The sequence below is a fragment of the Winslowiella sp. 2C04 genome (assembly GCF_050037805.1).
GTDB lineage: Bacteria > Pseudomonadota > Gammaproteobacteria > Enterobacterales > Enterobacteriaceae > Erwinia > Erwinia toletana_A.
Map to the genome: position 1 here is coordinate 1,449,191 of NZ_CP188300.1, position 26,030 is coordinate 1,475,220.

General features: G+C 54.0%; 26 protein-coding genes and 1 pseudogene. 21 read left to right on the forward strand and 6 right to left on the reverse strand.

What is annotated here, in order from left to right; translation table 11 throughout:
* Nucleotides 1-234: 234 nt before the first annotated feature.
* Nucleotides 235-474: pseudogene (locus ACP3TC_RS06335) on the forward strand (arabinose transporter); the annotation flags it as partial.
* Here the strand turns inward: ACP3TC_RS06335 and ACP3TC_RS06340 are convergent.
* Nucleotides 463-1,893 carry a PLP-dependent aminotransferase family protein gene (locus tag ACP3TC_RS06340; RefSeq protein ID WP_426817800.1) on the reverse strand — a complete coding sequence of 477 codons (1,431 nt, stop codon included), beginning with the start codon at nt 1,891-1,893 and terminating at the stop codon, nt 463-465. The pseudogene ACP3TC_RS06335 and the gene ACP3TC_RS06340 sit on opposite strands and share 12 nt — an antisense overlap.
* An 89-nt stretch (nt 1,894-1,982) precedes the next feature.
* Between ACP3TC_RS06340 and ACP3TC_RS06345 the strand changes: the two genes are divergently transcribed.
* Entirely contained in the window at nt 1,983-2,432 is a 450-nt protein-coding gene (locus ACP3TC_RS06345) for a rhodanese-like domain-containing protein (protein WP_426817801.1), read from the forward strand.
* Nucleotides 2,433-2,543: 111 nt separating this feature from the next.
* Nucleotides 2,544-3,200: a hypothetical protein gene (locus tag ACP3TC_RS06350; protein WP_426817802.1), complete on the forward strand. Its 657-nt coding sequence runs from the start codon at nt 2,544-2,546 to the stop codon at nt 3,198-3,200.
* Nucleotides 3,201-3,457: 257 nt separating this feature from the next.
* Here the strand turns inward: ACP3TC_RS06350 and flk are convergent, their stop codons facing one another.
* From flk to ACP3TC_RS06370, 4 genes are all read right to left on the reverse strand, one after another.
* Nucleotides 3,458-4,498: a flagella biosynthesis regulator Flk gene (gene flk, locus ACP3TC_RS06355; protein WP_313852939.1), complete on the reverse strand. Its 1,041-nt coding sequence runs from the start codon at nt 4,496-4,498 to the stop codon at nt 3,458-3,460.
* A 148-nt stretch (nt 4,499-4,646) separates the two neighbouring features.
* On the reverse strand, nt 4,647-6,152 hold the full coding sequence (locus tag ACP3TC_RS06360) for a tripartite tricarboxylate transporter permease (RefSeq protein WP_313852938.1): 1,506 nt from the start codon (nt 6,150-6,152) through the stop codon (nt 4,647-4,649).
* 10 nt (nt 6,153-6,162) lie between these two features.
* The gene (locus tag ACP3TC_RS06365; RefSeq protein WP_426818245.1) at nt 6,163-6,594 is read right to left on the reverse strand and encodes a tripartite tricarboxylate transporter TctB family protein; all 432 of its coding nucleotides are present in this window, start codon (nt 6,592-6,594) and stop codon (nt 6,163-6,165) included.
* A gap of 12 nt (nt 6,595-6,606) precedes the next feature.
* Nucleotides 6,607-7,578 carry a Bug family tripartite tricarboxylate transporter substrate binding protein gene (locus ACP3TC_RS06370; RefSeq protein ID WP_426818246.1) on the reverse strand — a complete coding sequence of 324 codons (972 nt, stop codon included), beginning with the start codon at nt 7,576-7,578 and terminating at the stop codon, nt 6,607-6,609.
* A 131-nt stretch (nt 7,579-7,709) separates the two neighbouring features.
* Here ACP3TC_RS06370 and tctD point away from each other — a divergent pair, with 131 nt between their 5' ends.
* A complete protein-coding gene (gene tctD / locus ACP3TC_RS06375) occupies nt 7,710-8,381 on the forward strand; it encodes a transcriptional regulator TctD (RefSeq protein WP_313852935.1) in 672 nt (223 codons plus the stop codon).
* Nucleotides 8,372-9,778, forward strand: a complete 1,407-nt coding sequence (locus tag ACP3TC_RS06380; RefSeq protein WP_313852934.1) for a sensor histidine kinase — start codon at nt 8,372-8,374, stop codon at nt 9,776-9,778. The genes tctD and ACP3TC_RS06380 overlap by 10 nt, the downstream gene beginning before the upstream one ends.
* Here ACP3TC_RS06380 and ACP3TC_RS06385 read toward each other — a convergent pair.
* Nucleotides 9,762-10,661 carry a DMT family transporter gene (locus ACP3TC_RS06385; protein ID WP_426817803.1) on the reverse strand — a complete coding sequence of 300 codons (900 nt, stop codon included), beginning with the start codon at nt 10,659-10,661 and terminating at the stop codon, nt 9,762-9,764. The two genes, ACP3TC_RS06380 and ACP3TC_RS06385, sit on opposite strands and share 17 nt — an antisense overlap.
* A gap of 97 nt (nt 10,662-10,758) precedes the next feature.
* Between ACP3TC_RS06385 and ACP3TC_RS06390 the strand changes: the two genes are divergently transcribed.
* The 16 genes from ACP3TC_RS06390 to hisP all read left to right on the forward strand — a co-directional run bounded on the left by ACP3TC_RS06390 (nt 10,759) and on the right by hisP (nt 26,004).
* A complete protein-coding gene (locus ACP3TC_RS06390) occupies nt 10,759-11,538 on the forward strand; it encodes an AraC family transcriptional regulator (protein WP_313852932.1) in 780 nt (259 codons plus the stop codon).
* An 80-nt stretch (nt 11,539-11,618) separates the two neighbouring features.
* Entirely contained in the window at nt 11,619-12,758 is a 1,140-nt protein-coding gene (gene pdxB, locus ACP3TC_RS06395; protein ID WP_426817804.1) for a 4-phosphoerythronate dehydrogenase PdxB, read from the forward strand.
* A gap of 91 nt (nt 12,759-12,849) precedes the next feature.
* Nucleotides 12,850-13,860, forward strand: a complete 1,011-nt coding sequence (locus ACP3TC_RS06400) for an aspartate-semialdehyde dehydrogenase (RefSeq protein WP_313852931.1) — start codon at nt 12,850-12,852, stop codon at nt 13,858-13,860.
* Complete coding sequence (truA, locus tag ACP3TC_RS06405) at nt 13,860-14,681, forward strand: tRNA pseudouridine(38-40) synthase TruA (RefSeq protein WP_313852930.1); 822 nt, start codon at nt 13,860-13,862, stop codon at nt 14,679-14,681. The genes ACP3TC_RS06400 and truA overlap by 1 nt, the downstream gene beginning before the upstream one ends.
* Nucleotides 14,682-14,711: 30 nt before the next feature.
* Nucleotides 14,712-15,371, forward strand: coding sequence for a DedA family protein (locus tag ACP3TC_RS06410; RefSeq protein ID WP_313852928.1), 660 nt, complete (start codon nt 14,712-14,714; stop codon nt 15,369-15,371).
* Between the two features lie 164 nt (nt 15,372-15,535).
* Entirely contained in the window at nt 15,536-16,447 is a 912-nt protein-coding gene (gene accD / locus ACP3TC_RS06415; RefSeq protein ID WP_313852926.1) for an acetyl-CoA carboxylase, carboxyltransferase subunit beta, read from the forward strand.
* 83 nt (nt 16,448-16,530) lie between these two features.
* Entirely contained in the window at nt 16,531-17,799 is a 1,269-nt protein-coding gene (gene folC / locus ACP3TC_RS06420) for a bifunctional tetrahydrofolate synthase/dihydrofolate synthase (protein ID WP_426817805.1), read from the forward strand.
* Complete coding sequence (gene dedD / locus ACP3TC_RS06425) at nt 17,789-18,529, forward strand: cell division protein DedD (RefSeq protein WP_313852923.1); 741 nt, start codon at nt 17,789-17,791, stop codon at nt 18,527-18,529. Before folC ends, dedD begins: the two co-directional genes overlap by 11 nt.
* Nucleotides 18,530-18,766: 237 nt before the next feature.
* Nucleotides 18,767-19,252 (forward strand): colicin V production protein, encoded by a 486-nt coding sequence (gene cvpA, locus ACP3TC_RS06430; RefSeq protein ID WP_052897382.1) that lies wholly within the window; start codon nt 18,767-18,769, stop codon nt 19,250-19,252.
* A 36-nt stretch (nt 19,253-19,288) separates the two neighbouring features.
* Nucleotides 19,289-20,806, forward strand: a complete 1,518-nt coding sequence (purF, locus tag ACP3TC_RS06435) for an amidophosphoribosyltransferase (RefSeq protein ID WP_313852921.1) — start codon at nt 19,289-19,291, stop codon at nt 20,804-20,806.
* Nucleotides 20,807-20,949: 143 nt separating this feature from the next.
* Nucleotides 20,950-21,936, forward strand: a complete 987-nt coding sequence (locus ACP3TC_RS06440) for a LacI family DNA-binding transcriptional regulator (RefSeq protein ID WP_426817806.1) — start codon at nt 20,950-20,952, stop codon at nt 21,934-21,936.
* Between the two features lie 141 nt (nt 21,937-22,077).
* Nucleotides 22,078-22,647 carry a UbiX family flavin prenyltransferase gene (locus ACP3TC_RS06445; RefSeq protein ID WP_313852917.1) on the forward strand — a complete coding sequence of 190 codons (570 nt, stop codon included), beginning with the start codon at nt 22,078-22,080 and terminating at the stop codon, nt 22,645-22,647.
* Nucleotides 22,648-22,923: 276 nt separating this feature from the next.
* Nucleotides 22,924-23,706 (forward strand): histidine ABC transporter substrate-binding protein HisJ, encoded by a 783-nt coding sequence (gene hisJ / locus ACP3TC_RS06450; RefSeq protein ID WP_313852916.1) that lies wholly within the window; start codon nt 22,924-22,926, stop codon nt 23,704-23,706.
* A 112-nt stretch (nt 23,707-23,818) separates the two neighbouring features.
* Nucleotides 23,819-24,505 (forward strand): histidine ABC transporter permease HisQ, encoded by a 687-nt coding sequence (locus ACP3TC_RS06455; protein WP_313852915.1) that lies wholly within the window; start codon nt 23,819-23,821, stop codon nt 24,503-24,505.
* A complete protein-coding gene (locus tag ACP3TC_RS06460) occupies nt 24,502-25,218 on the forward strand; it encodes an ABC transporter permease (protein WP_313852914.1) in 717 nt (238 codons plus the stop codon). Before ACP3TC_RS06455 ends, ACP3TC_RS06460 begins: the two co-directional genes overlap by 4 nt.
* A gap of 12 nt (nt 25,219-25,230) precedes the next feature.
* Nucleotides 25,231-26,004 carry a histidine ABC transporter ATP-binding protein HisP gene (gene hisP, locus ACP3TC_RS06465; protein WP_313852913.1) on the forward strand — a complete coding sequence of 258 codons (774 nt, stop codon included), beginning with the start codon at nt 25,231-25,233 and terminating at the stop codon, nt 26,002-26,004.
* Nucleotides 26,005-26,030: the final 26 nt, after the last annotated feature.

Here is a 26,030-nt window from a genome sequence, read left to right on the forward strand (position 1 = left end):
GAGCCGAAAATGGCTCCCCTTATTATTATCCGTCCATTAAGCGCCAACTCCCGCCAGAAACCTACCCCAAATTATTGCTACCCTAATTCATGTCGATATGCTGAGTGATGGGATTGAGTTGCCACACAATTTTCTTTGAAATAATAATTTCATCACGATGGCTGTGATATTGCGAGGGGAGTGGTAACAGATGGCCAGTTCTGCCGCCGTTGATAATCAGAACAGCCGACACCAGCGCTGGCCAGCTGCGGCTTCCCGGCATTAGGGATGAAGTGATCAAGCGGGTGCCGCCACCGATACGCGGCACCGCGCTGGGTGGCTATTCGGCGTTTCAGGATATTGCTTACGATAAGGCCCGTTAGCTGATTTGCTGGCGAACGCTGCCGGGGTTATGGTGCAGTATTTATCGCCGATTTGGTGGCTGCCGCAAGCGGTATTTTGGTCACGCTGTTGTTTGCGGGATCAGTAATTTAGCTGTGCCAGTTTATCTACCGCCTGAATAATCTCCGCGCGTTCCAGCGCGGAGAATCCAAGAATCCATCCTTGCTGCGGCGCACACTGTTCGTTACAGAGCGGTGCCAAAGTAGGTAACAGTAAGCCACGCGATGCCGCCTGCATACTCAATTGCTGTGCATCACCGCTGGTTAGCCTGACCGTAAGTTGCAGGCCGCCGTGGCTGTCTGCAGGTAACAGACGATCGCCGAGTTTTAGCGCCAGCTGCTCAAGTAACAGATCGCGACGGCTGTGATACAGCTGACGCATTAGACGTAAGTGTGCGGCAAAATGGCCGTTATCCATAAAGTCGGCGGTAATTGCCTGTGGCAGCTGTGCGCTGTGGCCATCTATAACGCTGCGCAAACGGCACAGCGGTTCAATCAGCGCGGGCGGCACCACCATATAAGCCAGACGCAGTGAGGGAAACAGCACTTTTGAAAAGGTGCCGAGATAGATTACGCGTCCAGCTTTATCCAGTCCCTGCATAGCGGGCATTGGCATCCCGTCATAATGAAATTCGCTATCGTAATCATCCTCAATCAACCAGCTCTGACTGGCTGCAGCAAAGTTCAGCCACTGCAGACGCCGCTCCAGATTCATGGTAATACCGGTCGGATACTGATGCGATGGCGTGAGGTAAACCAGTTTAGGCGTCCCTGACCCCAACTGTGCGCCCTGATAATCGAGAGCTAACGGTGAAAGCCGCGCGCCTGCGGTGATAAATGCGTTACGAGCCCCGGCATAACAAGGATCTTCCAGCCATACCGTATCGTTAATGTCCAGTAACAGTAACGAGATCATCTGCAAAGCCTGCTGTGAACTGCTGATGATCATCACTTGTCCGGCATCGCAGCGCACGCCGCGTGACTGCCCAAGATAACGCGCCACTGCCTGACGTAACGGCAGATAGCCCTGAGGATCACCATAGCGCATCAGCTGTTCTCCGCGCTGGCGCTGCTGGCTGGCGGTGATGCGACGCCAGACTGCATGCGGAAAAGCGCGCAATTCTGGCGAACCAGCCGCGAAGGCATAGGGGTAGGGTGGATCCTGACAACCCCCGGTGGCGACAATTTGTTGCCCACGTTGTGATAATGCCAGCGTAGCGGAGCGTAAAGGAGCTGGCTTTTCATCAGCGATCATCGTAATCGCTACAAAGGTTCCCTGGCCGACTTTTCTTATCAGATAGCCTTCACTTTCCAGCTGGCTGTAAGCCGCTTCCACCGTCACTCGCGACAGGCCAAGATCTTTTGCCATCAGGCGTGAAGAGGGTAAACGCTGGCCCTTTTGCAGCGTGCCCAGAGCAATGGCCTGTCGCAGCGTAGCGCTTAAACGTTCGCGGCGCGTTTCTGCCTGCTGCGAGGCTAACAGGACCAGCAGCGGCGCGGTAATAATTGCCATAAAATCGGTCTTATCGATGACTCAATATGGGTATCAAGTGTAAGGCCGATTTATCGTATTATCGAATGAAATAACCACAGGAGAAAAGTATGCACGCATCATCAGTATTGGCTTTCCCACCACCAAAGGCATCAGAGAGCGCCGAATGGCTGAGCAAAAAATTAGCCTGGTATGCCGATGCCTGGGATCTGGCTGAGGATCTGTCACGGGGAGTCGAAGCGATTGTCGTCATTGATACTCGTTCGGCAGAAGCTTATCGTCTCGGTCATATCTGTGGCGCTATCAGTTTTCCTCATCGCACCATGACGCCTGAAAGCACCGCGCAACTCGATCGCAGTAAAGTTTATGTAACCTACTGCGACGGCATCGGTTGTAATGGCTCAACCAAGGGCGCGTGGAAACTGGCCTGTGCTGGATTTCAGGTTAAAGAGCTGATTGGCGGACTGGATTTTTGGCAGCGCGACAATCATCCGCTGGTAAAAGGTAACGAACCGGGAAGCTGGCCATTAACGGCAATACTTTCTGACTGCGGCTGTTAATTAAATCATTAACGTTTAATCCTATTTGTTATTATTTTTAGTTTGCCATTTCATTAAATCAAAGGTTATATAAATCACGGATTGATTAATTTCTCTTGGTAAGGATACCAGATGGACAGTTATACGGATATTGCAAGACGGATTGCCAGCATGCTGGTTTCGCCAGAAACGATGGTCGGCCTGACGCAGGGAATGGTCTCAGTACCTGTGGACCTAAGCTATCTGGCTTATGGATTTATTGATACTGAGACCAGAAACATACGTCAGGATGAAAAAATTCGCTTAGCGTTTGCTGTAAAGCGAGGATTATTTCATCAGCAAAAGGTGATAAAAGCGGTACAGATTATTATCGATGAGTTTGCCGAATATATGCCGGCGTCAATGCAGCAACGACTTTACGGTGGAACGCTGGGTTTGGTCGGCGGACGTTTTCTCACATCAGCTGCGATATCGCAGATAACAATGAATTATATATTCTATAAAAATGGAGTATGGATCAGTGTAGCCAAAACGTTAGCTCCCTCACTATTTCTTTTTGCTGGTATTGCTGAACGCTCTATTTATCGATCATTTTATCTGCGTAAAACAGCTCCACGGGTTTATCGTGCAATGAGATTTAATGGCGATCTTGATCTGCTGTACTTTTTAATCGAACCTTTAATTCAATCTTTTGTCGAGGCGATTAAAATATGGAATACGCAAAGTGAGGCAAACTTTAATCAACTCATGGAAATGATTGATGATGAAATTACCAATTTGGAAGGTTAAGAAATTACTCTGGCATTTTTTCTGCTGGTCACTAAATTTTATGATTTATTTATTAGGGTTAATAACGTCATTGCTCTGTTTTTACTGGCTTTTTCATTTTGAGTTTTGGTCAGAGCGTTTGATATATATCATTATTACTCTAATTATTTTTATCGTTGTTACAGGCCTGGTACTCAGGCTGACTAAAGCAGAAAAGGATTGATGCTTAGGTTAAGGGCAACCAACACTCAGCCAGATTGCCCGATAACAACGTTCAATCAGAGCAGAATCCACAGCAGTATGATCAACAATATCACCACGGCAAAAGCTGTCATTGCCGGGCGGTTAGCCAGTGGTTGCAGCAGCGATGGCGTTGATGCTGTCTGGGAGTGATAGAGCGGTTTTGGATTGATTTCGCTGTCGGCCAGCGGCAGCTCCGCATTTTTCTCAGCGCGGCGCGCAAACAGCAGATTAAGCAGATCCTGAGCCTGCGCGGCGGTCAGCACCGACATCGGCGTCGCATGGAAGCGCTGCTGGCTGTAATGTTCCAGCATTTGCTGCTCGTCACGATCCGGTGGCTGCTTCAGCGCGGCGATAAGCATCGGTAAGGTTGGGGCGTTTAGCTGGCTAAGAGTCTGACGTACCTGCAAATACTGCGTCAGCAGCGGAAAGTGGCGGGACGGAATCGGATCGCCACTTTTCAGATTTACCAGCTGCAACAGTGACGCCCAGAGTTTTACCGGCTGCTCGTCGGTTGCCGCAGCCAGTCGGGCGATCTGCTGATTAAGCGTATGATGCTCGGCCGGTAACAGTGTACGATCGGTGATCATACTGCGCTGCGGCTGTGGAATGGCCAACTGACCGTTTTGCAACATGGTCAGTACCTGGCGCAGCTGATCCTGCGACAGTGAGCTTAACACCGTATGGCCAAACTGTTGGCGAATAAAGTCACTGACGGCCTGACGATTATTGCCCTGCGGCAGCAGGTCAGTCAGTTGTTGCATCAGCTGACGCGTGGCGTGGCTGTTTTGCACCTGTGCCAGACGAGCATTCAGAAACTGTTCCGCAGCCGGGAAGTGCTGTGAGCGCAACTCGGCATCGCTTTTTACCCCGACTTCATGACGCAGTCCGGCCCACAGCTCCACCGTTTTTAGCGTACTGAGCGACATAATGCGCACAATCAGGCGTTCCAGCGTGGTGCGCTGGGCAGGGGAAAGCGGTTGATCGCCGCCACTGGCCGGAGGTTGCTGACCTGGGGAGGTGGTTATCGCTGCGCGATCGCCGGAAAGCGGCGCACCTGGGCCACTGAGAGGTTGCATGGCGTAATCCTTTCCAAAACAGGTCAAGTTCCGGGGCGCGCCGGAAAAGAAACAGGGTAATCCGCTATGATAACAATCCCGCCGGGGAATCGGTAGTGGTGAACTCAATTAACTCCTTCCCCCGGTGGGGGAGGAAGGAGTGGAGAAGTTACTCGGTTGCCAGCGCGGCACGCTTACGACGCCAGTACTTCCAGAGTGGTGGCAGCAGCAAAACAGTGATTGCCAGAATTAACAGCACCTTACTGATGGCGCTTTCCCAGAGAATCGGCAGATTACCGTTACTGATTGACAGTGCCCGACGTAAATTTTGCTCAAGCATTTCTCCGAGCACAAAGCCAAGAATCAGCGGCGACATCGGAAAATCCATTTTGCGCAGAATATAGCCGAAGATACCCAGTCCAACCATCAGCAGCAGGTCGAAGGTGGTGCTGTGCACCGCATATACGCCGACCGCAGAAATCGCGGCAATCGCCGGAACCAGAAACCACAGCGGAATGGTCAGCATACGAGCGAACAGATTAATCATTGGGATATTCATAATCAGCAGCATTACGTTACCGATTAACAGCGCGGCAATCAGCCCCCAGACGATATCCGGCTGTTCGGTAAACATCGCCGGGCCCGGCGTGATGTTGTACAGCGTCAGCGCGCCGACCATTACCGCCGTGGTGCCGGAACCGGGGATCCCCAGCGTCAGCATCGGAATAAACGAGCCACAGGCCGAGGCATTATTGGCCGCTTCCGGCGCGGCAACACCACGAATATCACCCTTACCGAAGGTATCACCACCGCTGATTTTTTTCTCACTCATATAGGCGATGGCGCTGGCGATAGTGGCACCGGCACCGGGCAGCACGCCGACAAAAAAGCCGAGCAGCGAAGAGCGCAGCGTGGCTCCCACGCACTGTGATGCTTCCTTCATATTGAACAGCATGCGTCCGCTGGCGCGCACCATTTTTTGTCCGCTGCTGGTGGATTCCAGCATCAGCAGGATCTCACTGACGGAGAACAGGCCGATTACCACCACCACAAACTGAATACCGTCAGAGAGATGTACGCTATCAAAGGTAAAGCGATAAACGCCGGAGTTGGAATCTACGCCGACGGTTGCCATCGCCAGGCCGATAAGCGCGGCGAGTATCGATTTAAGCGGATTATGGCTCATCATGCTGCCCAGACAGGCGATGGCAAACACCATCAGGGCAAAAAACTCGGCCGGGCCAAATGCCAGCGACCAGTTGGCGAGCAGGGGAGCGAACAGAATGATGCCGACAATCGAAATGGTCGAACCGACAAATGAGCTGACCGCCGAAATCGACAGCGCGACGCCGGCCTGACCTTTTTGCGCCATCGGATAGCCATCCAGCGCGGTCATGATCGCACCGGCATCCCCCGGCACATTCAGCAGAATCGAGGAGATGCGCCCACCATATTCGCAGCCAATATACACTGTAGCCAGCAGGATCAGCGCCGATTCGGCCGGCAGATGCAGTGCAAAGGCCAGCGGCATCAGAATAGCGACGCCATTAATTGGCCCCAGACCGGGCAGTAAGCCAACAATGGTGCCGATAAAGCAGCCAATCAGCGCGATTAACAGGTTTTCCGGCGTCATAGCGACAGAAAAACCCTGCATTAAAAACGACCAGGTTTCCATGATTGTTCCTTTAGCTCAGCCAGCTGCCGAGCGGTAACGTGACGTCCAGCAGACGATCAAAGGCGTAAAACAGCACGCCACCCATCACCACGCCGGAAAGCGCGGCTGCCCACCAGACGGCACCGAACAGCATGCCGAGACCGAAGGTCAGCAGCGCGGTACTGAGTGGAAAACCGAGCGTTTCAAACAGCCAGCCATACAGCAGCATCATCACCATCAGCGCCAGCAGCCGCCCGAGCACCGATTTTGTGGGCCAGCTAATCAGGTCCGGTTTACGTATCAACAGCATCACCGCACAAATTGCCATCAGGCTAAGAAGAATGACCGGAAACGGGCGCGGACCGACCGGTTCGTAGCTGTATTCGCTGTGGATGCCCCAGCCGATAAACAGGCCGGCAATACACAGCAACAGCCAGATCGCCGCAAAAATACGATCGCTCATCATCGCCTCCGTTTATTTTGCCAGGCCAAAGGATTTGGCCTTTTCACGGTAATCGGCCACCTGCTGTTTGACGTAGCTGTCGAGCGCGTTGCCGGTCAAGTTGAATTCAAACAGGCCTCGCAGATCGCGCTGATGTTTGAACTCGTCGCTGGCGGTCATCTTTTTAAACGCGGTTTCCCACCACTGATATTCGGCGTCGCTGACTTTTGGGCCGAGATAAAAGCCGCGAATAATCGGCCACTCAATATCAAACCCTTGTTCTTTAGCGGTCGGAACTGCTTGCAGGGGTTCCGGCAGGCGTTTATCTGACATCACCGCCAGTACGCGCATTTTGCCGCCTTCCAGATGTGGCACCATTTCACTCATATCGCCGGATACCACCTGAATATGGTTGCCCAGCAGCGCGGTAACCGCTTCACCGCCGCCTTCAAACGCGACATAGCGCATTTTGCGCGGATCGATTCCGGCTTCACGCGCCAGTAATGCGGTTTTCATCCAGTCCTGGCTGCCAATCGATGCGCCTGCCCCTACTACCACCGAGTTGGCATCTTTTTTCATCGCCGCCATCAGTTCGTTAAGCGTTTGGTACGGCGAGTCGGCGCGAACCGCAATCATGCCGTAATCAGTACCGACCGCCGCCAGCCACTTCACGTCATCTACCGAATAGCGGCCAAACTTGCCCTGCGACAGATTCAGCAGTGAACCGCCGGAGAAGGCGACCAGCGTGCCAAACTCTGCCGGACGTTGAGCGATAATCGCGTTGTATGCCACCGCGCCGACGCCGCCAGGCATGTAGGTGACGCGCATCGGCGAGTCGACCAGCCCGGTTTGCTGCAAAGAGATCTGCAGCAGTTTGCAGGTCAAATCAAAGCCTCCGCCGGGTTTGGCCGGGGCAATACATTCGGTGCGGGAAGGGGGTTCTGCCGCAAAACTTGCCTGGGTTGTCAGACAGAGCACGGTACTGGCTAACGCGGTGCGGATCATTGTTTTCATCAGCTGCTCCAATTAATTCTTCCAGAGTGTGAACCTTACCGAGTTTTCGGGGTTGCTGAATTGTTAAAACATTAACCTTTCATTTACCTTTCATCGGACGGAAAAAAACAACAGGATGTGATATGCGTCTCTTACTGGTTGAAGATACGGCGGAGCTGGCATGCTGGTTGCGAAAGGCGCTGACCCATGCGGGGTTTGCCGTCGACTGGGTCGCTGATGGTCTGGCAGCCGATCAGCTACTGCAAACCGAGCAATATGCGCTGGTGGTGTTGGATGTTTCATTGCCGCGCCTTAATGGGCTGGAGTTGTTAGCGCGTATGCGTAAGCGCGGGCAGAGCCTGCCGGTACTGTTGCTGACCGCCCGGGTGGAACTGGCGGATCGGGTGCGGGGGCTGAATCAGGGAGCGGATGACTATCTGACCAAACCTTTTGAGCTGGAAGAGCTTGAGGCGCGCATCCGTGCGCTGCTGCGTCGCAGCCAGGGCCATCATGAGTCAGCGCAAGTGTTTGGTGAGCTGGTTTTGCATGACGAAGGTTTCTTTGTGTTGCAGGAAAAACCGCTGGCGCTGACGCCGCGTGAATCGAGCGTGCTGACGACGCTAATGCAGCGCCGTGGCCGGCCGGTTTCGCGTCAGCAGCTGTATGAACAAACTTTTACCCTTGCTGATGAAGCCAGCCCGGAAAGTATTGAGCTGTATGTGCACCGGGTGCGAAAAAAACTCTCCGGTAGCAATGTATCCATCGTCACGCTGCGTGGGCTTGGCTACAGCCTGGAGTGCCAGCCGTGCGCCTGATTCATTCATTACGCGGCGAACTGCTGCTGTGGCTGGGGCTCCCGCTGTTACTGCTGTGGGGCTTATCTGTGTATACCCACTATAAAAGCGCCTCGCAGGCGGCAACGCAGGCCTATGACCGCTCACTGCTGGCTTCGGCGCGCACCGTGGCAGAGCGGCTGGCAGTGCGGGATGGTCATCTGGAAGTGGATGTTCCCTGGGTGGTGCTCGACAGCTTCGAGCGCAATATGCAGGATCAGCTGTTCTATCAGGTGATTTCACCGGCCGGTAAAACGCTGTCCGGCTATGACGATCTGCCCGCTATTCCGCCGGATGTTCGGATGTCCACTCACTATCCGGCGCTGGTTTACTTCTATGACGCCGAATATCACCAGGCGCCGATTCGTATTGCCGCGCTGTGGCAGCCGGTCAGCGAAGAGGGGGTTGGCGGTATGGCGCTGATTCTGGTGGCGGAAACGTTGACTTCACGCCAGCAGTTTGCCGCCGGGCTGCTGCGTACCGCCATCTGGAGTCAGGGCGCGCTGGTGCTGATTACTTTGCTACTGGTGGGGCTGATGCTACGAAAGGTGCTGCGTCCGCTGCGCCGCTTATCACGGATTATGTCGCGTCGTGAGCCGGGCGAACTGTCGCCGCTACCGTCGGTGATGCCGTGGTCGGAAATGCAGCCGCTGATTGCCGCATTTAATCGCTATCTGGCGCGACTGCGCGATCTTCTGGCGCGTCAGGAACGATTCAGCGGCGATGTATCACACCAGCTGCGCACGCCGCTGACCATTCTGAAAACCCAGGTATCGCTGGCGTTAAGCAGCCCACGGCCGGAAATCTGGCAGGAGAGTTTGCAGGGGATGCGCAGCACGCTGGATGACACTATTCGGCTGACCGATCGCTTATTACAGTTGTCGCGTATCAAAGGGCGGCACGGCGATGAGAACGCCTTTCAGCGCGTTGATCTGGCCGAACGGGTGCGCGAGGCTTGTCTGACACGCTACTCGCAGGCAAGAAGTAAAAGCATCGACTTAGGCTATGAGGGCGATGAGCACTGCGACGTAATGGGTGATTCGCTACTGCTGGCAGAGCTGTGCGCCAATTTATTGGATAACGCCATTAAATACAGTCCGCAGGGGGGCGTGGTAACCGCACGACTGCGCAATGGCCTGCTGGAAATCGAGGACAGTGGGCCAGGTATTGCGGAATCAGAGCGGCAACAGGCGATGTTGCCATTTCAGCGGCTGGAGAGTACCGGCGGCCAGTCCGGTGCCGGACTCGGGCTGGCGCTGGTTAAAGATATTACCGCATGGCATTACACCGATGCTGAACTGCTCCGCAGCCCGTCACTGGGCGGGCTGCTGGTGCGTATCCGGTTTAACTGCCTGCCGCTGGTCAGGCGGGCGGGGTAACCAGCGGTTTTCTGCGGGTTAATGGCGTGCGCAGGCGCTGCGCCAGCAATACGCCGAACAGAGTAACGCCGCCGCCAATAAAGTGATAACTGTGCAGCGACTCATGGAGAAACAGCACGGCGATAATGGCGGTAAAGATCGGTGCGAGGTTCATAAAGATGGTGGCGGTATTGGCGCCCATACGCTGGACTCCCTGGATCCACAGGAATGGCGCGATGATCGAAGCCGGAATTCCGGCGAACAGCACCAGCGGAATATTGTGGAGATTCAGTGACACCTCAGGCGCGGCCAGGAAGCCTGGCGTCAGCAGCAGCACGCCAAACACTATCTGTACATACAGGCTCTGCCAGTTGGGCAGCGGAATCGCCCAGCGTTTGGTCAGCACGCCGTAAAGCGCATAGGAAGTAGAAGCGGCAAACATCATCAGTTCGCCTTTGCCCAGCCCATGCATCAGCAACTGCTGTGGATTGCCCTGGCTGACCAGCCACACCAGGCCAGCAAACGACAAAATACTGCCCAGCAGAATGCCGAGGGTCGGGGCCAGTCGCAGCACCACCAGGCTAATCAGCACCGTCAGCAGCGGGATCAACGCATTAAGAATCCCCATAAACAGCGCTGTCACGCTGTGCGCAGCATAGTAGGCGAGGCTCTGATACAGCACCATGCCCAGCAAGCCAAGAATTAATAGTTTCCACCACTGTGCGGCTATCTGTCGACGGTTGCGCCAGGCCCCCGGCAACACAAATGGCGTCAACGCGATCAGCGCCAGTAGCCAGCGATAAAACGAAATCGCCGCCGGATCGATGGCGTCGGCTGACAACTTGCTGACGATGGCATTGATCGACCAGATCAATACCGCGAACAGGGGAAACAGGAAATTCATAGCGTGTCTCAGTCATTCAATTATCGCAGCAGTGTACGCTTGTCGGTTTTCATTGAGATAGTTAAAATCAGACAAAATTAATCGTGGACCGGACAGAATGACTCAGCAGCTGACTTATCATGCGCCTGAACATGCCAGAGATGCGCGCTTTTTCTTTCGCTACGAACAGGCCAACGCACGCACTGAATATCTGCCGCATGCGCACAGCTGGGGGCAGGTGATTTTCGTTAAATGCAACGTGCTGGAGATGAATGTCGAAGGCCAGCGCTTGCTGACGCCAGCCGAATTTCCCATCTGGATTCCACCGGGGAAACTGCACGCCAGTTACAACAATAAACAGGCCAATTTCCGTACCTTTAATATTGCCGCCAGCCTGTGTCACGGCCTGCCAGACAAAGCCTGCCTGCTGAAAGTCGGGCCAATTGTTAAAGCGATTATTGATGACTGCGCGGAGCGTCAGCTGCTGGTGGCGGAACGGCCGGCGGATATTCGCCTGTGCGAAGTGCTGCTCGATCAGCTGTCAACAGCGCAGGAGCAGGAGAGCTATTTGCCCAGTTCGCAGGATAAATACCTGACGCCGATTCTGCAGGCGCTGGAGCACAATCCGGCCGATAACACCACGCTGGCGCAGTGGGCGCAGCGGGTCTACACCACCGAGCGCACGCTGTCGCGCCGTTGCCAGGCGCTGCTCGGGATGTCGTTCAGCGAATGGCGGCAGCGCTTACGCTTTCTGCACGCCATTTCGAAGCTGGAGCAGGGGATGTCGGTGCAAAATGTGGCGCTGGATGTGGGCTACAGTTCCGCTTCAGCGCTGATTGTGATGTTTCAGCAGCAGAGCGGTATGACGCCGGAGCGCTATCGACAGCGGGCGGGATAACGGTACGCCACAATGCTACACCGCAGGGCGACATTATGGCAGAATGTTGGCCCTCACTGTGCTGATGCAGGAAACGATCTGTGAAAATCCTCGTTGATGAAAATATGCCCTATGCCCGCGAACTGTTCAGCCGTACCGGCGATGTGGTGGCGGTGCCGGGACGTCCGATTCCCGAAGCGCAACTGAGTGATGCCGATGGTTTGATGGTGCGTTCAGTAACCAAAGTGAATGCCGAATTGCTAAACGGCAAGCCGGTGAAATTTGTTGGCACCGCCACCGCAGGCACCGACCATATTGATGAAGATTTTCTTGCGGCGCAGGGTATCGGCTTTTCAGCAGCGCCTGGCTGCAACGCGATTGCGGTAGTGGAATATGTGTTTTCTGCGCTGCTGCTGCTGGCGGAGCGTGATGGCTTTCAGTTAACCGATCGCACCGTGGGTATTGTCGGTGTCGGTAACGTCGGCGCTCGCCTGCAGGCGCGGCTGGAAGCGCTGGGGATCCGCACGCTGCTGTGCGATCCGCCGCGTGCCGATCGCGGTGATGAAGGCGAGTTTCATCCGCTGGAAAAACTGGTCGCCGAGGCTGATATCCTCACTTTCCATACGCCGTTGTTTAAAGACGGTGCATATAAAACCCTGCACCTTGCCGATGCGGCGCTGCTGCGGGCGCTGAAATCCAACAGCATTCTGATTAACGCCTGTCGCGGTGCGGTGGTGGACAATGCTGCACTGCTCGAGGTGCTGAACCAGCGCGACGATCTCAGCGTGGTGCTGGATGTCTGGGAGCCGGAACCGGAACTGTCACTGCCGCTGCTGGATAAAGTGGACATCGGCACCGCCCATATCGCCGGTTATACCCTCGAAGGCAAAGCGCGTGGCACGACTCAGGTGTTTGAAGCCTGGACACAGTTTATTGGTCAGGCCCAGCAGGTGGCGCTGGACACTCTGCTGCCGGCACCGGAATTTGGCCGAATTACGCTGCACGGTCCGTTAGATCAGCCAACGCTGAAACGTTTAGTGCATCTGGTGTATGATGTGCGCCGCGATGACGCCCCGCTGCGTCATGTTGCCGCCATCGCCGGTGAATTTGATCGCCTGCGCAAGAATTATCAGGAGCGACGCGAATGGTCGTCATTGCACGTGCAGTGCGATAACGCCGAAGCTGCCGAATTACTGAATAAGCTGGGCTTTAATGCCGTTTATCAGCAGCTTCGCGGATAGAAAGCGTTGCCGCTGTCAAAATTTGTACTGTTCGTTATGGCGGTGTCATCACCGCCGTCGATTTTTGAGTCATTTTCTGGAGTAAACCAACATGTCTGACGGCTGGAATATTGCGCTTTTGGGCGCGACAGGCGCAGTAGGGAACGCTTTACTGGAATTACTGGCGGAACGCCAGTTCCCGGTTGGTGAGTTATATTTGCTGGCCAGCGAACGCAGTGCCGGTGAAAACATGCGCTTCGAGGGCAAGACACAGATAGTTAAAGATGCCAGCGATTTCGACTGGTCACAGGCGCAGCTGGCGTTTTTCGTCGCGGGTCGTGAGGCTTCAGCACGTTATGCCGAAGAGGCTGCCAGTGCTGGTTGCCTGGTGATCGACAGCAGCGATCTGTTTGCTCTGGAGCCCGATGTGCCGTTAGTGGTGGCAGATGTCAATCCACAGGTACTGGCCGATTACCGCAATCGCAATATCATTAGCGTGGCTGACAGTCTGACCAGCCAGCTACTGTGTGCGATTAAACCGCTGGTAGAGCAGGCTGGCCTTAGCCGTCTGCAGGTGACTAATCTGCTGTCTGCCTCTTCATACGGCAAAGCCGCAGTGGACTCACTGGCTGGTGAAAGCGCGCGGTTACTGAACGGCATTCCGGCGGAAGAGCACTATTTTGGCCGCCAGCTGGCATTTAATATGTTGCCATTGCTGGCTGACAGCGAAGGCAGCGTGGCGCAGGAGCGTCGGTTGGTCGATCAGGTGCGTAAAGTACTGCAGGATGAAGGCTTACCGATTGCCGTCAGCTGCGTGCAGTCTCCGGTGTTTTACGGCAATGCGCAAATCGTGCATGTTGAAGGTTTGCGTCCGCTGTCAGCGGAAGAAGCGCGTGATGAACTGGCGCGTGCCGATGATATTCTGCTGTCTGAGGAAGATGACTATCCGACGCAGGTGGGTGATGCCTCCGGCAATGTCCAGCTCAGCGTAGGTTGCCTGCGTAATGATTATGGCGTGCCTGAGCTGCTGCAGTTCTGGTCGGTAGCTGATAACATCCGCTTCGGTGGTGCTCTGATGGCAGTTAAAACCGCTGAGAAACTGGTGCAGGAGTATCTGTACTGATGTCTGAGGGGGCGTTACCAGCCGAAGCCAGCACCATTAAGCTGGCGCTCGGTGTGGAATATGATGGCAGCCGTTATTACGGCTGGCAGCGTCAGCAGGAAGTGCGCAGCGTTCAGGCGCGGCTGGAGCAGGCGCTGTCAAAAGTGGCCAACCAGCCGGTAAATGTGTTTTGCGCCGGACGAACCGATGCTGGCGTGCACGGCACCGGCCAGGTGGTGCATTTCGAAACCACTTCGCAGCGCAAAGACGCCGCCTGGACGCTGGGCGCTAACGCCAATCTGCCGGCTGATATCGCGGTGCGTTGGGTGAAGCAAGTGCCGGATGAGTTTCATGCCCGCTTCAGCGCCACCGCACGGCGTTATCGTTATGTTATTTATAATCAACGGCTGCGTCCGGCGATTTTAGGCGGCGGCGTCACCCATTTTTACCATCCGCTGGATGCGGAAAAAATGCAGCGTGCCGGGCAGTGTCTGATTGGTGAAAACGACTTTACCTCGTTTCGCGCCGTGCAGTGTCAGTCACGTACGCCATGGCGTAACGTGATGCATCTGAATGTCAGTCGTCACGGCAGCTATATTGTGGTGGATATCAAAGCGAACGCTTTTGTTCATCATATGGTGCGTAATATTGTCGGTAGCCTGATGGAAATAGGCTGCGGCAATCAGCATGAAGGCTGGATGGCCGAATTGCTGGCGGCGAAAGATCGTACTCTGGCGGCAGCCACAGCGAAAGCTGAAGGGCTGTATCTGGTGGCGGTCGATTATCCGCAGCATTTTGCATTACCACGTCCACCGATGGGACCGTTGTTCCTCGAGGATTAATACCGGGCCGAAGGATTTTGAGAGAGAACTATGGATCTTATTCGTTTTGTCATCGATTTTATTCTGCATATTGATGTTCACCTGGCGGAGTTGGTGGCGCAGTATGGCATCTGGATTTACGCCATTCTGTTTTTGATCCTGTTCTGCGAAACCGGATTAGTGGTCACGCCGTTCCTGCCTGGCGATTCACTGCTGTTCGTTGCTGGCGCGCTGGCCGCACTGCCAGGTAACGATCTTAATGTTCACCTGATGGTGACTCTGCTGGTGATTGCAGCGATTCTGGGTGATGCGGTGAATTACACTATCGGAAGGCTGTTTGGAGAACGATTATTCAGTAATCCGAACTCCAAAATTTTCCGTCGCAGCTATCTCGATAAAACCCATGCGTTTTATGAGCGTCACGGCGGTAAAACCATTATTTTGGCGCGTTTCGTGCCTATTGTCCGCACATTCGCGCCTTTTGTGGCCGGTATGGGCCATATGTCTTACCGTCACTTTGCGTTTTATAACGTCAGCGGCGCGCTGATTTGGGTGCTGCTATTCTCCTATGCTGGCTATCTGTTTGGTGACTTACCGATAGTGCAGGAGAACCTCAAATTGCTGATCGTAGCAATTATTGTGGTATCAATTCTGCCGGGTGTAATTGAGGTGTGGCGCCATCGCCGCGCCGCGCGACAGCAGAAACAATAGCCATTTCGAAGGCTAAAAACGCCATAACCCAGCCGGACGGACCAGATTTCTATCCACAGCGCCGGAAGGTTATGGTTTAATGAGCGACATTTACGGCCTGCTGAAGTCGCTTTCAGCAGCAACAAGAAAACTGGTTTCACCAGGTTCAAACAGAAAGGTCATCAATGAGCTGGATTGAACGAATTCTCAACAAGAGCACCATCACCCCTTCGCGCAAGGCTAGTATTCCTGAAGGGGTTTGGACAAAGTGTGATAGCTGTGGTCAGGTTCTCTACCGCGCCGAGCTGGAACGCAATCTGGAAGTCTGCCCGAAATGCGATCACCACATGCGTATGCATGGACGTGACCGCCTGCACAGCCTGTTAGACGAAGGCTCGCTGGTTGAACTGGGTAGCGAACTGGAGCCAAAAGATCTGCTCAAGTTCCGGGATTCAAAAAAATATAAAGATCGTCTGGTAGCTGCACAGAAAGATACCGGCGAGAAAGACGCACTGATCGTGATGAAAGGTACGCTGCATGGCGCACCGGTTGTTGCTGCGGCGTTTGAGTTCTCCTTTATGGGCGGCTCAATGGGTTCCGTGGTCGGCGCGCGTTTTGTCCGTGCGGTCGAGCAGGCGCTGGAAGATAACTGCCCGATGATCTGTTTCTCGGCCAGTGGCGGTGCGCGTATGCAGGAAGCATTGCAGTCGCTGATGCAGATGGCGAAAACCAGCGCAGCGCTGGCGAAAATGCAGGAACGCGGTCTGCCGTATATTTCGGTGCTGACTGACCCAACTATGGGTGGTGTTTCCGCCAGCTTTGCAATGCTGGGCGATCTGAACATCGCCGAGCCAAAAGCTCTGATCGGTTTTGCCGGTCCGCGTGTTATTGAGCAGACGGTACGTGAAAAACTGCCGCCGGGTTTCCAGCGCAGTGAATTCCTGATCGAGAAAGGTGCGATTGATATGATCGTTCGCCGTCCGGAAATGCGTCTGAAACTGGCCAGTATCCTCGCCAAACTGATGAACCTGCCAGCGCCGCAGCCGGAAGCGGAAGAGATTGCTGCTGAAGCACCTTCCCAGACCCCTGAGGCCTGACAGATGATGGAAAGGTACAGCCACTGTCGATACGGCAATGCTGTACCTTTCACCAATGAACCGTAACGTTGTGAACGGGACACATGGATAATCTTCACCTTCCTCAAGCCACGTCGCCTTTGGCCACGTGGCTTCACTATCTTGAGCATTTACATTCTCAGGCTATCGAACTCGGGCTGGATCGTATCCGGCGCGTTGCTGACCACCTTGATCTGTTAACACCCGCGCCAACGGTGTTTACCGTCGCCGGGACTAACGGTAAGGGCACCACCTGCCGTACGCTGGAAACGCTGCTGATGGCAGCGGGCTATCGGGTTGGCGTCTACAGTTCCCCGCATCTGATACGTTACACCGAGCGCGTGCGTATTCAGGGAGCCGAACTGGAGGAGTCTGCTCATACCGCCAGTTTTGCCGCGATTGAAGCCGGGCGCGGTGAGACATCGCTGACCTATTTTGAGTACGGCACGCTGTCGGCGCTGATGTTGTTTAAGCAGGCGGCGGTTGATGTGGTGATTCTGGAAGTTGGCCTTGGTGGACGTCTTGATGCCACCAATATTGTCGATGCTGATGTGGCAGTCATTACCAGTATTGCGCTTGATCATACCGACTGGCTCGGCCCGGATCGCGAAAGTATTGGTCGCGAAAAAGCGGGCGTGTTTCGTGGTGCCAAACCAGCGGTGGTTGGTGAACCGGATATGCCGCAGTCGATCGCCGCAGTGGCGGATGCACTGGGTGCAACGCTGTTACAACGCGATCGTCACTGGCGTTATCACCTTGAGGGTAACCGCTGGAGCTATACCGACAGCCACGGCAATTTAAATGACCTGCCGCTGCCTCAGGTGCCGCTGCCGAATGCGGCTACCGCATTGGCAGCACTGCGCGCCTCGACGTTGCAGGTGGACGAAGCGATTATCCGTGAATGGCTGGACAAAGCCATTCTGCCGGGGCGTTTTCAGACCGTGGCCAGCGCGCCGCGCGTTATTCTTGACGTTGCTCATAATCCGCATGCCGCCAGTTATCTGGCCAGCCGACTGGCTGAATTGCCAAAGCAGGGGAAAGTGCATGCGGTTGTCGGTATGCTGCACGATAAAGATATCGCCGGAACGCTTGCCTGTTTAGCGCCGCAGGTAGATAACTGGTATTGCGCTCCGCTGGAAGGGCCACGCGGGGCGACAGCCGACCAGCTGATCGCCTGTCTGCCGGATGGACAGAGCTTTGCCAGCGTAGTTGAAGCATGGCAGGCAGCGTTACAGCAGGCGCAGCAACAAGATATTGTGCTGGTGTGCGGATCGTTCCACACCGTGGCACAGGTAATGGAAGCGATGGAAACGGAGAACGGCAGTGGCAAGTAAGTTTCAGAACCGTTTAGTCGGAACCGTCATTCTGGTCGCCGTTGGCGTTATCGTATTGCCAGGTCTGCTTGACGGTAAGAAGAAGCACTATAAAGAGGAATTTGCGGCGATCCCGCTGGTGCCTAAACCGGGCGATCAGCAGGAAACTGATATGGTGCCGCCTGTCACCCAGTCATTGCCATCGCAGCCGCCAGAGGGCGCGGGCAAGGCAGTGGAGGGTGACAGCGATCGCACTTCGCAGCCAGCGGATAATGGCGCAACGATGCCGCAGACAGAAAGCAAGCCGACGGTGATTTCACCGCCACCGATGCAGCCGTCGAAACCGGTGGAGCAGCCAAGGCCGCAGACAAAACCGCAGCAGCAGCCGAAGCCGGTCGAACAGCCGAAGCCTCAGCCGAAACCGGTAGAGAAACCGAAGCCGGTTGAGCAGGCCAAACCGGTCGAACAGCCGAAGCAGGAAAATAAGCCGCAGGAGCAAGCACCGAGCGGTCAGGCGTATGTGGTGCAGCTGGGCGCATTGAAAAATGCGGCGAAAGTGAATGAGATTGTCGCGCAGCTTAGGTTGTCGGGCTATCGCGCTTATACCGTGCCGTCAACGCCGGTACAGGATCAGATTACCCGTATCTATGTTGGCCCGGACGCATCAAAAGCCAAAATGCAGGCCTCTGTCAGTGAACTCAAAGGGATTACTGGCCTGGGTGGCGTGGTTAAGCCTTATAGCGTGCGGTAAATAATCGCGTTTTCACTGACCAACGGGAGCCGTTTCGGCTCCCGCTCTGATGGCATACGGAATGCTGAATTCTCGTCGCCGGGGTCGCTAATTAATGTAATAACCCGTGGCGATTGAGGTTTTTTTAATCGCCTCTTTTTATTTGGTCTGGCAAAGGAAAATGTTACGCAAACGTTTTCTTTTTCTGTTAGAATTCGCCCCGAACTGGATGCAGGGGCACTGTCGCTGGAAGAGTTCATGGTCTGGATAGATTACGTCATCATTGCGGTTATCGGTTTTTCGGCTCTGGTTAGCCTGATCCGCGGGTTTGTTCGGGAAGCGTTATCTCTCGTTACCTGGGGATGCGCATTCTTTGTCGCCAGTCATTACTACTCCTATCTTGCGGTCTGGTTCACAGGTTTTGAAGACGAACTGGTTCGAAATGGAATTGCCATTGGCATACTCTTTATTGCCACCCTGATCGTGGGGGCTATAGTGAATTATGTGATTGGCTCCCTGGTCGAAAAGACCGGCCTGTCAGGTACCGACAGGGTGTTGGGCGTCTGTTTCGGGGCACTGCGTGGCGTACTGATTGTTTCTGCCATTCTGTTTTTCCTCGATACATTCACCGGCTTCTCAAAAAGTCCGGACTGGCAACAGTCTCAACTGGTTCCCCAGTTCAGTTACATCATCAGGTGGTTTTTTGACTACCTGCAAAGCACGTCGAGTTTTTTACCCCGGTAATCGCGCCGGGGGTGCGGCTTATGAGGATATGACAACATGTGCGGTATTGTCGGTATCACCGGTTTCATGCCGGTAAACCAGTCGATTTATGACGCGTTAACGGTGCTTCAGCACCGTGGTCAGGATGCTGCAGGCATCGTCACCATCGATGCATTAAATTGCTTCCGTCTGCGTAAGGCGAATGGCCTGGTCAGCGATATATTTGAAGCGCGTCATATGCAGCGTCTGCAGGGTAATATGGGTATCGGTCACGTCCGTTATCCGACCGCCGGAAGCTCCAGTGCTTCTGAAGCGCAGCCCTTCTACGTTAACTCCCCTTACGGCATTACCCTTGCACATAACGGCAACCTGACTAACGCACATGAATTGCGTAAGCAGCTGTTTGAAAGCGGTCGTCGCCACGTTAACACCACGTCTGATTCAGAAATTCTGCTGAATATCTTTGCGCAGGAACTGGATCGCTTTCAGCACTATCCGCTGGAAGCTGAAAACATTTTTGCGGCGGTGGCTGCGGTGCACCAGCGGGTGCGCGGTGCTTACGCTGTGGTGGCGATGATCATCGGTCACGGTATGGTGGCTTTCCGCGATCCAAACGGCATTCGTCCGCTGGTGATCGGCAAGCGTGCAATGGCTGATGGTCGCGTTGAGTATATGGTAGCCTCGGAGAGCGTGGCGCTGGATACACTCGGCTTCGAGTTCCTGCGTGATGTCGCGCCGGGCGAAGCGGTGTACATCACCGAGAAAGGGCAGCTTTCTACGCGTCAGTGCGCGGAAAATCCGAAAAGCAATCCGTGCCTGTTCGAATACGTCTACTTTGCCCGTCCTGACTCGTTTATCGACAAGATTTCGGTCTACAGTGCCCGTGTGCGTATGGGAACCAAGCTCGGTGCCAAGATTGCGCGCGAATGGGAAGACCTGGATATCGACGTGGTCATTCCTATTCCGGAAACTTCCTGCGATATCGCGCTGGAGATTGCCGGGATTCTGAATAAGCCTTATCGTCAGGGCTTTGTGAAAAACCGCTATGTTGGCCGCACCTTCATTATGCCGGGCCAGCACCTGCGCCGCAGCGCGGTTCGCCGTAAGCTGAACGCCAACCGTGCAGAGTTCCGCGATAAAAACGTGCTGTTGGTGGATGACTCGATTGTGCGAGGCACCACCTCTGAGCAGATTATTGAGATGGCGCGTGAGGCCGGAGCGAAGAAAGTTTATCTCGCGTCTGCAGCACCGGAAATTCGTTTCCCGAACGTGTACGGCATCGATATGCCAAGCGCCACCGAGCTGATTGCTCATGGGCGTGAGGTAGAAGAGATTCGCCAGATTATTGGCGCCGACGCGCTGATTTTCCAGGATCTTGACGATCTGATCGAAGCGGTACGAGAAGAGAATCCGGATATCGCGCAGTTTGAATGCTCGGTGTTTAACGGTATTTACGTCACTAAAGATGTCGATCAGCAATATCTTGAGTATCTCCAGTCACTGCGTAATGACGATGCCAAAGCACTGGCGCGCCAGAATGAAGTGGAAAACCTTGAGATGCACAACGAAGGTTAAGGCTGACGCGTCAATTGCTCTGACTTTTGCTGAAAATCATGCCAGCCGGTTTAAACCGGCTGGCTTTTTTATTGGCAAATTTCTCATTACTAATACAGCAGGCATAATGGCGCAACGTAGTGGCCGTGTGACGGACATGAATAATGAAAATGCAACGCATAACGTTACATGATATTGCCACCCTGGCTGGTGTAACAAAAATGACGGTCAGCCGCTATCTGCGCACGCCTGAAAAAGTCAAAGCAGAGACCGCCGCGCTGATCGCCAGCGTTATCGCGGAAGTCGGTTATCAGCCTGATACTGATAATCTGGTCAGCCATCAGCTGCCGCGTATCGGGGTGCTGATCCCCTCTTTTCACAATCAAATCTTCGCCGATCTGTTAGCGGGTATCGAATCTGTTACCCGTGCGCAGGGCTATCAAACGCTGGTGGTCAATTACGACTACGACCAGCAACGCGAGGAACAGCAAATCGCCACGGTGCTGGCCTTTAATGTTAAAGCGCTGCTGCTGACCGAAACCACTCATACGGTACGCGCCGAAAAATATCTTAACGCCGCCGCGATTCCGGTGGCTGAAGTGATGGGGCTAAGCCAGACGCCGGGGCGGATCAATGTCGGTTTTGATAATACTCGTGCCGGTTTTGATATGACCAATATGCTGATTGCCAGCGGCAAAAAACGGATTATTTATTTCGGGTCAATGTCAGACGCCCGCGATCAACAGCGCTATGCTGGCTACAGCGAAGCCATGGCGGCGGCGGGATTAGCGGCTGGCCGTATTGTGCCGGGTAAAGTGTCATCAGTGTCGATTGGCAGCGGCATGATGACGCTGGCGCGGCAGATGTACCCGGATATGGACGGTATTCTCTGTACCAATGATGATCTGGCGGTTGGGGTGTTACAGGAGTGCCATGCGGCGGGCATCCTTGTTCCGCAGCAGCTGGCGATTGCCGGGTTCCACGGTCTGGAAATTGGTCAGGTGATCACGCCTAAACTCGCCAGTGTGATTACGCCGCGCTTTGATATGGGCAAAATTGCCGCCGGGATGCTGATTAAAAAGATTCAGCATCAGCCCACCATTGAACAAGTAGATTTGCATTATCGCTTGTCGATGGGGGAGACGATTTAAGTCATGTTTCAGGTAAATATCTTTTTGCGCTGCTGCTGGATGTCCCGCAAAGGGATCATCGCCGCACTGGCAGCGCAGTTGTAATTTAGTGCGTCAACGTCCAAACTTGCGCGATTAAGCGTGACTGAACAAGGCAAAAGTATGAAGCGACTCATTATCGGAATTTCCGGCGCCAGCGGCGTAATTTATGGCGTGCGTATGCTGCAAGTTTTGCAGCAGGTAGCGGAAGTGGAGACTCACCTGGTGATGAGTCAGGCGGCACGCCAGACGCTGGCGCTGGAAAGCGATCTGTCGGTGCGTGACGTGCAGGCGATGGCCGACGTGGTGCATGACGTGCGCGATATTGCCGCCAGTATTTCATCCGGCTCGTTTAAAACCGATGGCATGGTGATTTTACCCTGCTCAATGAAGACGCTGTCGGGCATTGTCCACAGCTATACCGACGATCTGCTGACGCGCGCAGCCGATGTGGTGTTAAAAGAGCGGCGGCGGCTGGTGCTCTGCGTGCGTGAAACCCCGCTGCATCTGGGGCATCTGCGGATGATGACCAGCGCGGCAGAGCTGGGTGCGATTATTATGCCGCCGGTGCCGGCGTTTTATCACCGGCCAGAAACTATCCAGCAAATAATCGACCAAACGGTGAACCGGGTGATCGATCAGTTTGAGATTTCCCTGCCACAGGATCTGTTTACACGTTGGCAGGGTGCGTAACATTTAGCCAATTGCATCGCGATGGTGCAATAATCAGGACTGGATCACTATTCGTGCATCGCGCGCACTAAAAAGCAACATAATTGCCGCCAGGCCACAACAACCCTGTTATATTTCCCTCGCAAACTAAGCGCCAGCGCCCGGTTTTAGCCGTGTACATTGCACACTCATTCCGGGCAGCAACATGCCAAAGAACTGGCATGAAATCTGCAAAAAGAAACGGCGCAAACACATCTCGCACCATATAAAAATAAGCAATTTACTTGAGGGTAATGTATGAAAAAGCAGGTCCTGGCTCTTTCTCTGGTGCTGGCCTTCTCCAGCGCAAGCAGTGCGTTCGCTGCTGTACCAAAAAATCTGCGTATCGGAACCGATCCGACCTATGCGCCGTTCGAGTCGAAAAACGCGCAGGGGCAACTGGTCGGTTTTGATATCGATTTGGCCAACGAGATTTGCAAACGTATTGAAGCGAAATGTAGCTATGTCGAAAGTGATTTCGATGCGCTGATCCCTTCGCTGAAGGCGAAGAAAATCGATGTGATTATCTCTTCACTTTCCATCACCGAAAAACGTCAGCAGGAGATCGCCTTCTCTGAAAAGTTGTATGCTGCCAATTCTCGTCTGATCGCCCCTAAAGGTTCGCCAATTCAGCCGACGACTGAGTCACTGAAAGGCAAAACTATTGGCCTGCTGCAAGGCACCACACAAGAAACTTACGCTAACCAGTACTGGCGTCCAAAAGGGGTGACGGTCACGCCTTACGCTAACCAGGATCTGGTCTATCAGGATCTGACCGCCGGTCGTATTGATGCTGCATTTCAGGATGAAGTCGCTGCCAGCGAAGGCTTCCTGAAGCAACCGGTAGGTAAAGATTATCAGTTTGCCGGCCCGGCAGTGAAAGATGATGCGATTTTTGGCGTCGGTACCGGTATGGGCATGCGCAAAGATGATACCGAGCTGAAAGCGGCAATTGATAAAGCTTTCGCTGAGATGCGTGCAGACGGCACCTACGACAAATTGGCGAAGAAGTACTTTGACTTTGATGTCTACGGTGGCTGAGTAACACCTGTCGTCAACCTCAATCAGTGAAAGGCGATTGAGGTTGCCTGTGATGGTTGCCCGCAGCAGGCGGGCGGCCATTTGTTCGACTGTATACGACAGGATTACATCCATGCTGTATGGCTATTCTGAAGTCATCTTAAAAGGCGCAGCGGTCACGCTGGAGCTGGCGTTAAGTTCGCTGTTAATCGCGGTAGTGCTGGGTCTGATTGGCGCGGGTGCAAAGTTATCCAGCAATCGTCTTATTGCTCTCATTTTCGAAGGTTACACCACCCTGATTCGTGGTGTGCCCGATCTGGTACTGATGCTGCTGATCTTTTACGGATTGCAGATCGCCCTCAACGCGGTAACCGATGCTGTCGGGATTCAACAGTTCAATATCGACCCGATGGTGGCCGGTATCCTGACGCTGGGTTTTATTTACGGCGCTTACTTTACTGAAACATTCCGGGGTGCTTATCTGGCGGTGCCGAAAGGCCAAATTGAAGCGGCGACCGCGTTCGGTTTTACCGGCTCGCAGGTTTTCCGTCGCATTCTGTTTCCAGGCATGATGCGCTTTGCTCTGCCGGGTATCGGCAATAACTGGCAAGTTATTCTGAAAGCCACTGCGCTGGTGTCTCTTCTGGGTCTTGAGGATTTGGTAAAGGCAACCCAGCTGGCAGGAAAAAGTACCTGGGAACCGTTTTATTTTGCCATTGTGGCCGGGGTGATTTATCTGATATTTACCACGCTATCGAACGGTGTGTTGTGGTGGCTTGAACGCCGCTACTCGGTAGGGGTGAAAAGGGCAGAACTATGATCGAGATTATTCACGAGTACTGGAAAGCCCTGCTCTGGACCGACGGCTATCGCTTTACCGGCGTGGCGATCACTCTTTGGCTGCTCATTATTTCGGTGGTGCTCGGCGGTTGCATGGCGGTGCTACTGGCGATTGCCCGGGTATCGCCGAATCGCGCGGTGCGTTTTCCTGTCTGGCTGTTTACTTATGTGTTTCGCGGTACACCGCTGTATGTGCAGCTGTTGGTATTCTATTCCGGCATGTATACGCTGGAGGTGGTGAAAGGCACCGAGATGCTGAATGCCTTTTTCCGCAGCGGCCTGAACTGCACCTTGCTGGCTCTGACGCTGAACACCTGTGCCTATACCACCGAGATTTTTGCTGGTGCAATTCGTGGTGTACCACACGGTGAAATCGAAGCGGCACGCGCATATGGTTTTTCAACTTTCAAACTTTATCGCTGCATTATTCTGCCTTCAGCCCTGCGCTCCGCGCTGCCGGCCTATAGCAACGAAGTGATTCTGATGCTGCACTCTACCGCGCTGGCATTTACCGCTACGGTGCCGGATTTACTGAAGGTTGCGCGTGATATTAATTCGGCAACCTATCAGCCGTTTACCGCCTTTGGTATTGCTGCCGTGCTGTATCTGGTTATTTCCTATGTGCTGATCAGCCTGTTCCGCATGGCGGAAAAGCGCTGGCTGGCGCATGTTAAACCCTCATCGTCCCATTGAGTAAGTAACACTATGGCCGAAAATAAATTAAACGTAACTGAACTCCATAAGCGCTATGGAAAACATGAGGTGCTGAAGGGCGTTTCATTGCAGGCCAATGCCGGTGACGTCATCAGTATTATTGGTTCATCAGGGTCCGGAAAAAGCACATTTTTACGCTGCATTAACTTTCTCGAAAAACCCAGCGAAGGAGCGATTGCGGTAAATAATCAGGCGATTAATCTGGTGCGCGATACTGACGGCCAGCTTAAAGTATCCAATAAGGAGCAGCTACGCACGCTGCGCACCCGGCTGACGATGGTATTCCAACACTTCAATCTCTGGAGCCATATGACGGTGCTGGAGAATGTGATGGAAGCGCCGATCCAGGTGCTGGGCCTGAGCAAGCAGGCAGCGCGTGAACGTGCCGTTCGTTATCTGGATAAGGTCGGTATTGATGAACTGGCGCGCGGTAAATACCCTGTCAATCTTTCCGGCGGTCAGCAGCAGCGTGTCTCTATTGCCCGTGCGCTGGCGATGGAACCCGAAGTATTACTGTTCGATGAGCCGACTTCTGCGCTCGATCCTGAGCTGGTGGGTGAAGTGCTGCGTATCATGCAAAAGCTGGCGGAGGAGGGGAAAACCATGGTGGTCGTAACCCATGAAATGGAATTTGCTCGCCATGTTTCCAGCCATGTCATCTTCCTGCATCAGGGTAAGATTGAAGAGGAGGGGCCACCGCAAGAGCTGTTCAACCATCCCAAAAGTGCCCGTTTGCAGCAGTTTTTATCGGGTGCATTGAAGTAGTTTTATTTGATACTGAATGCAGGGGC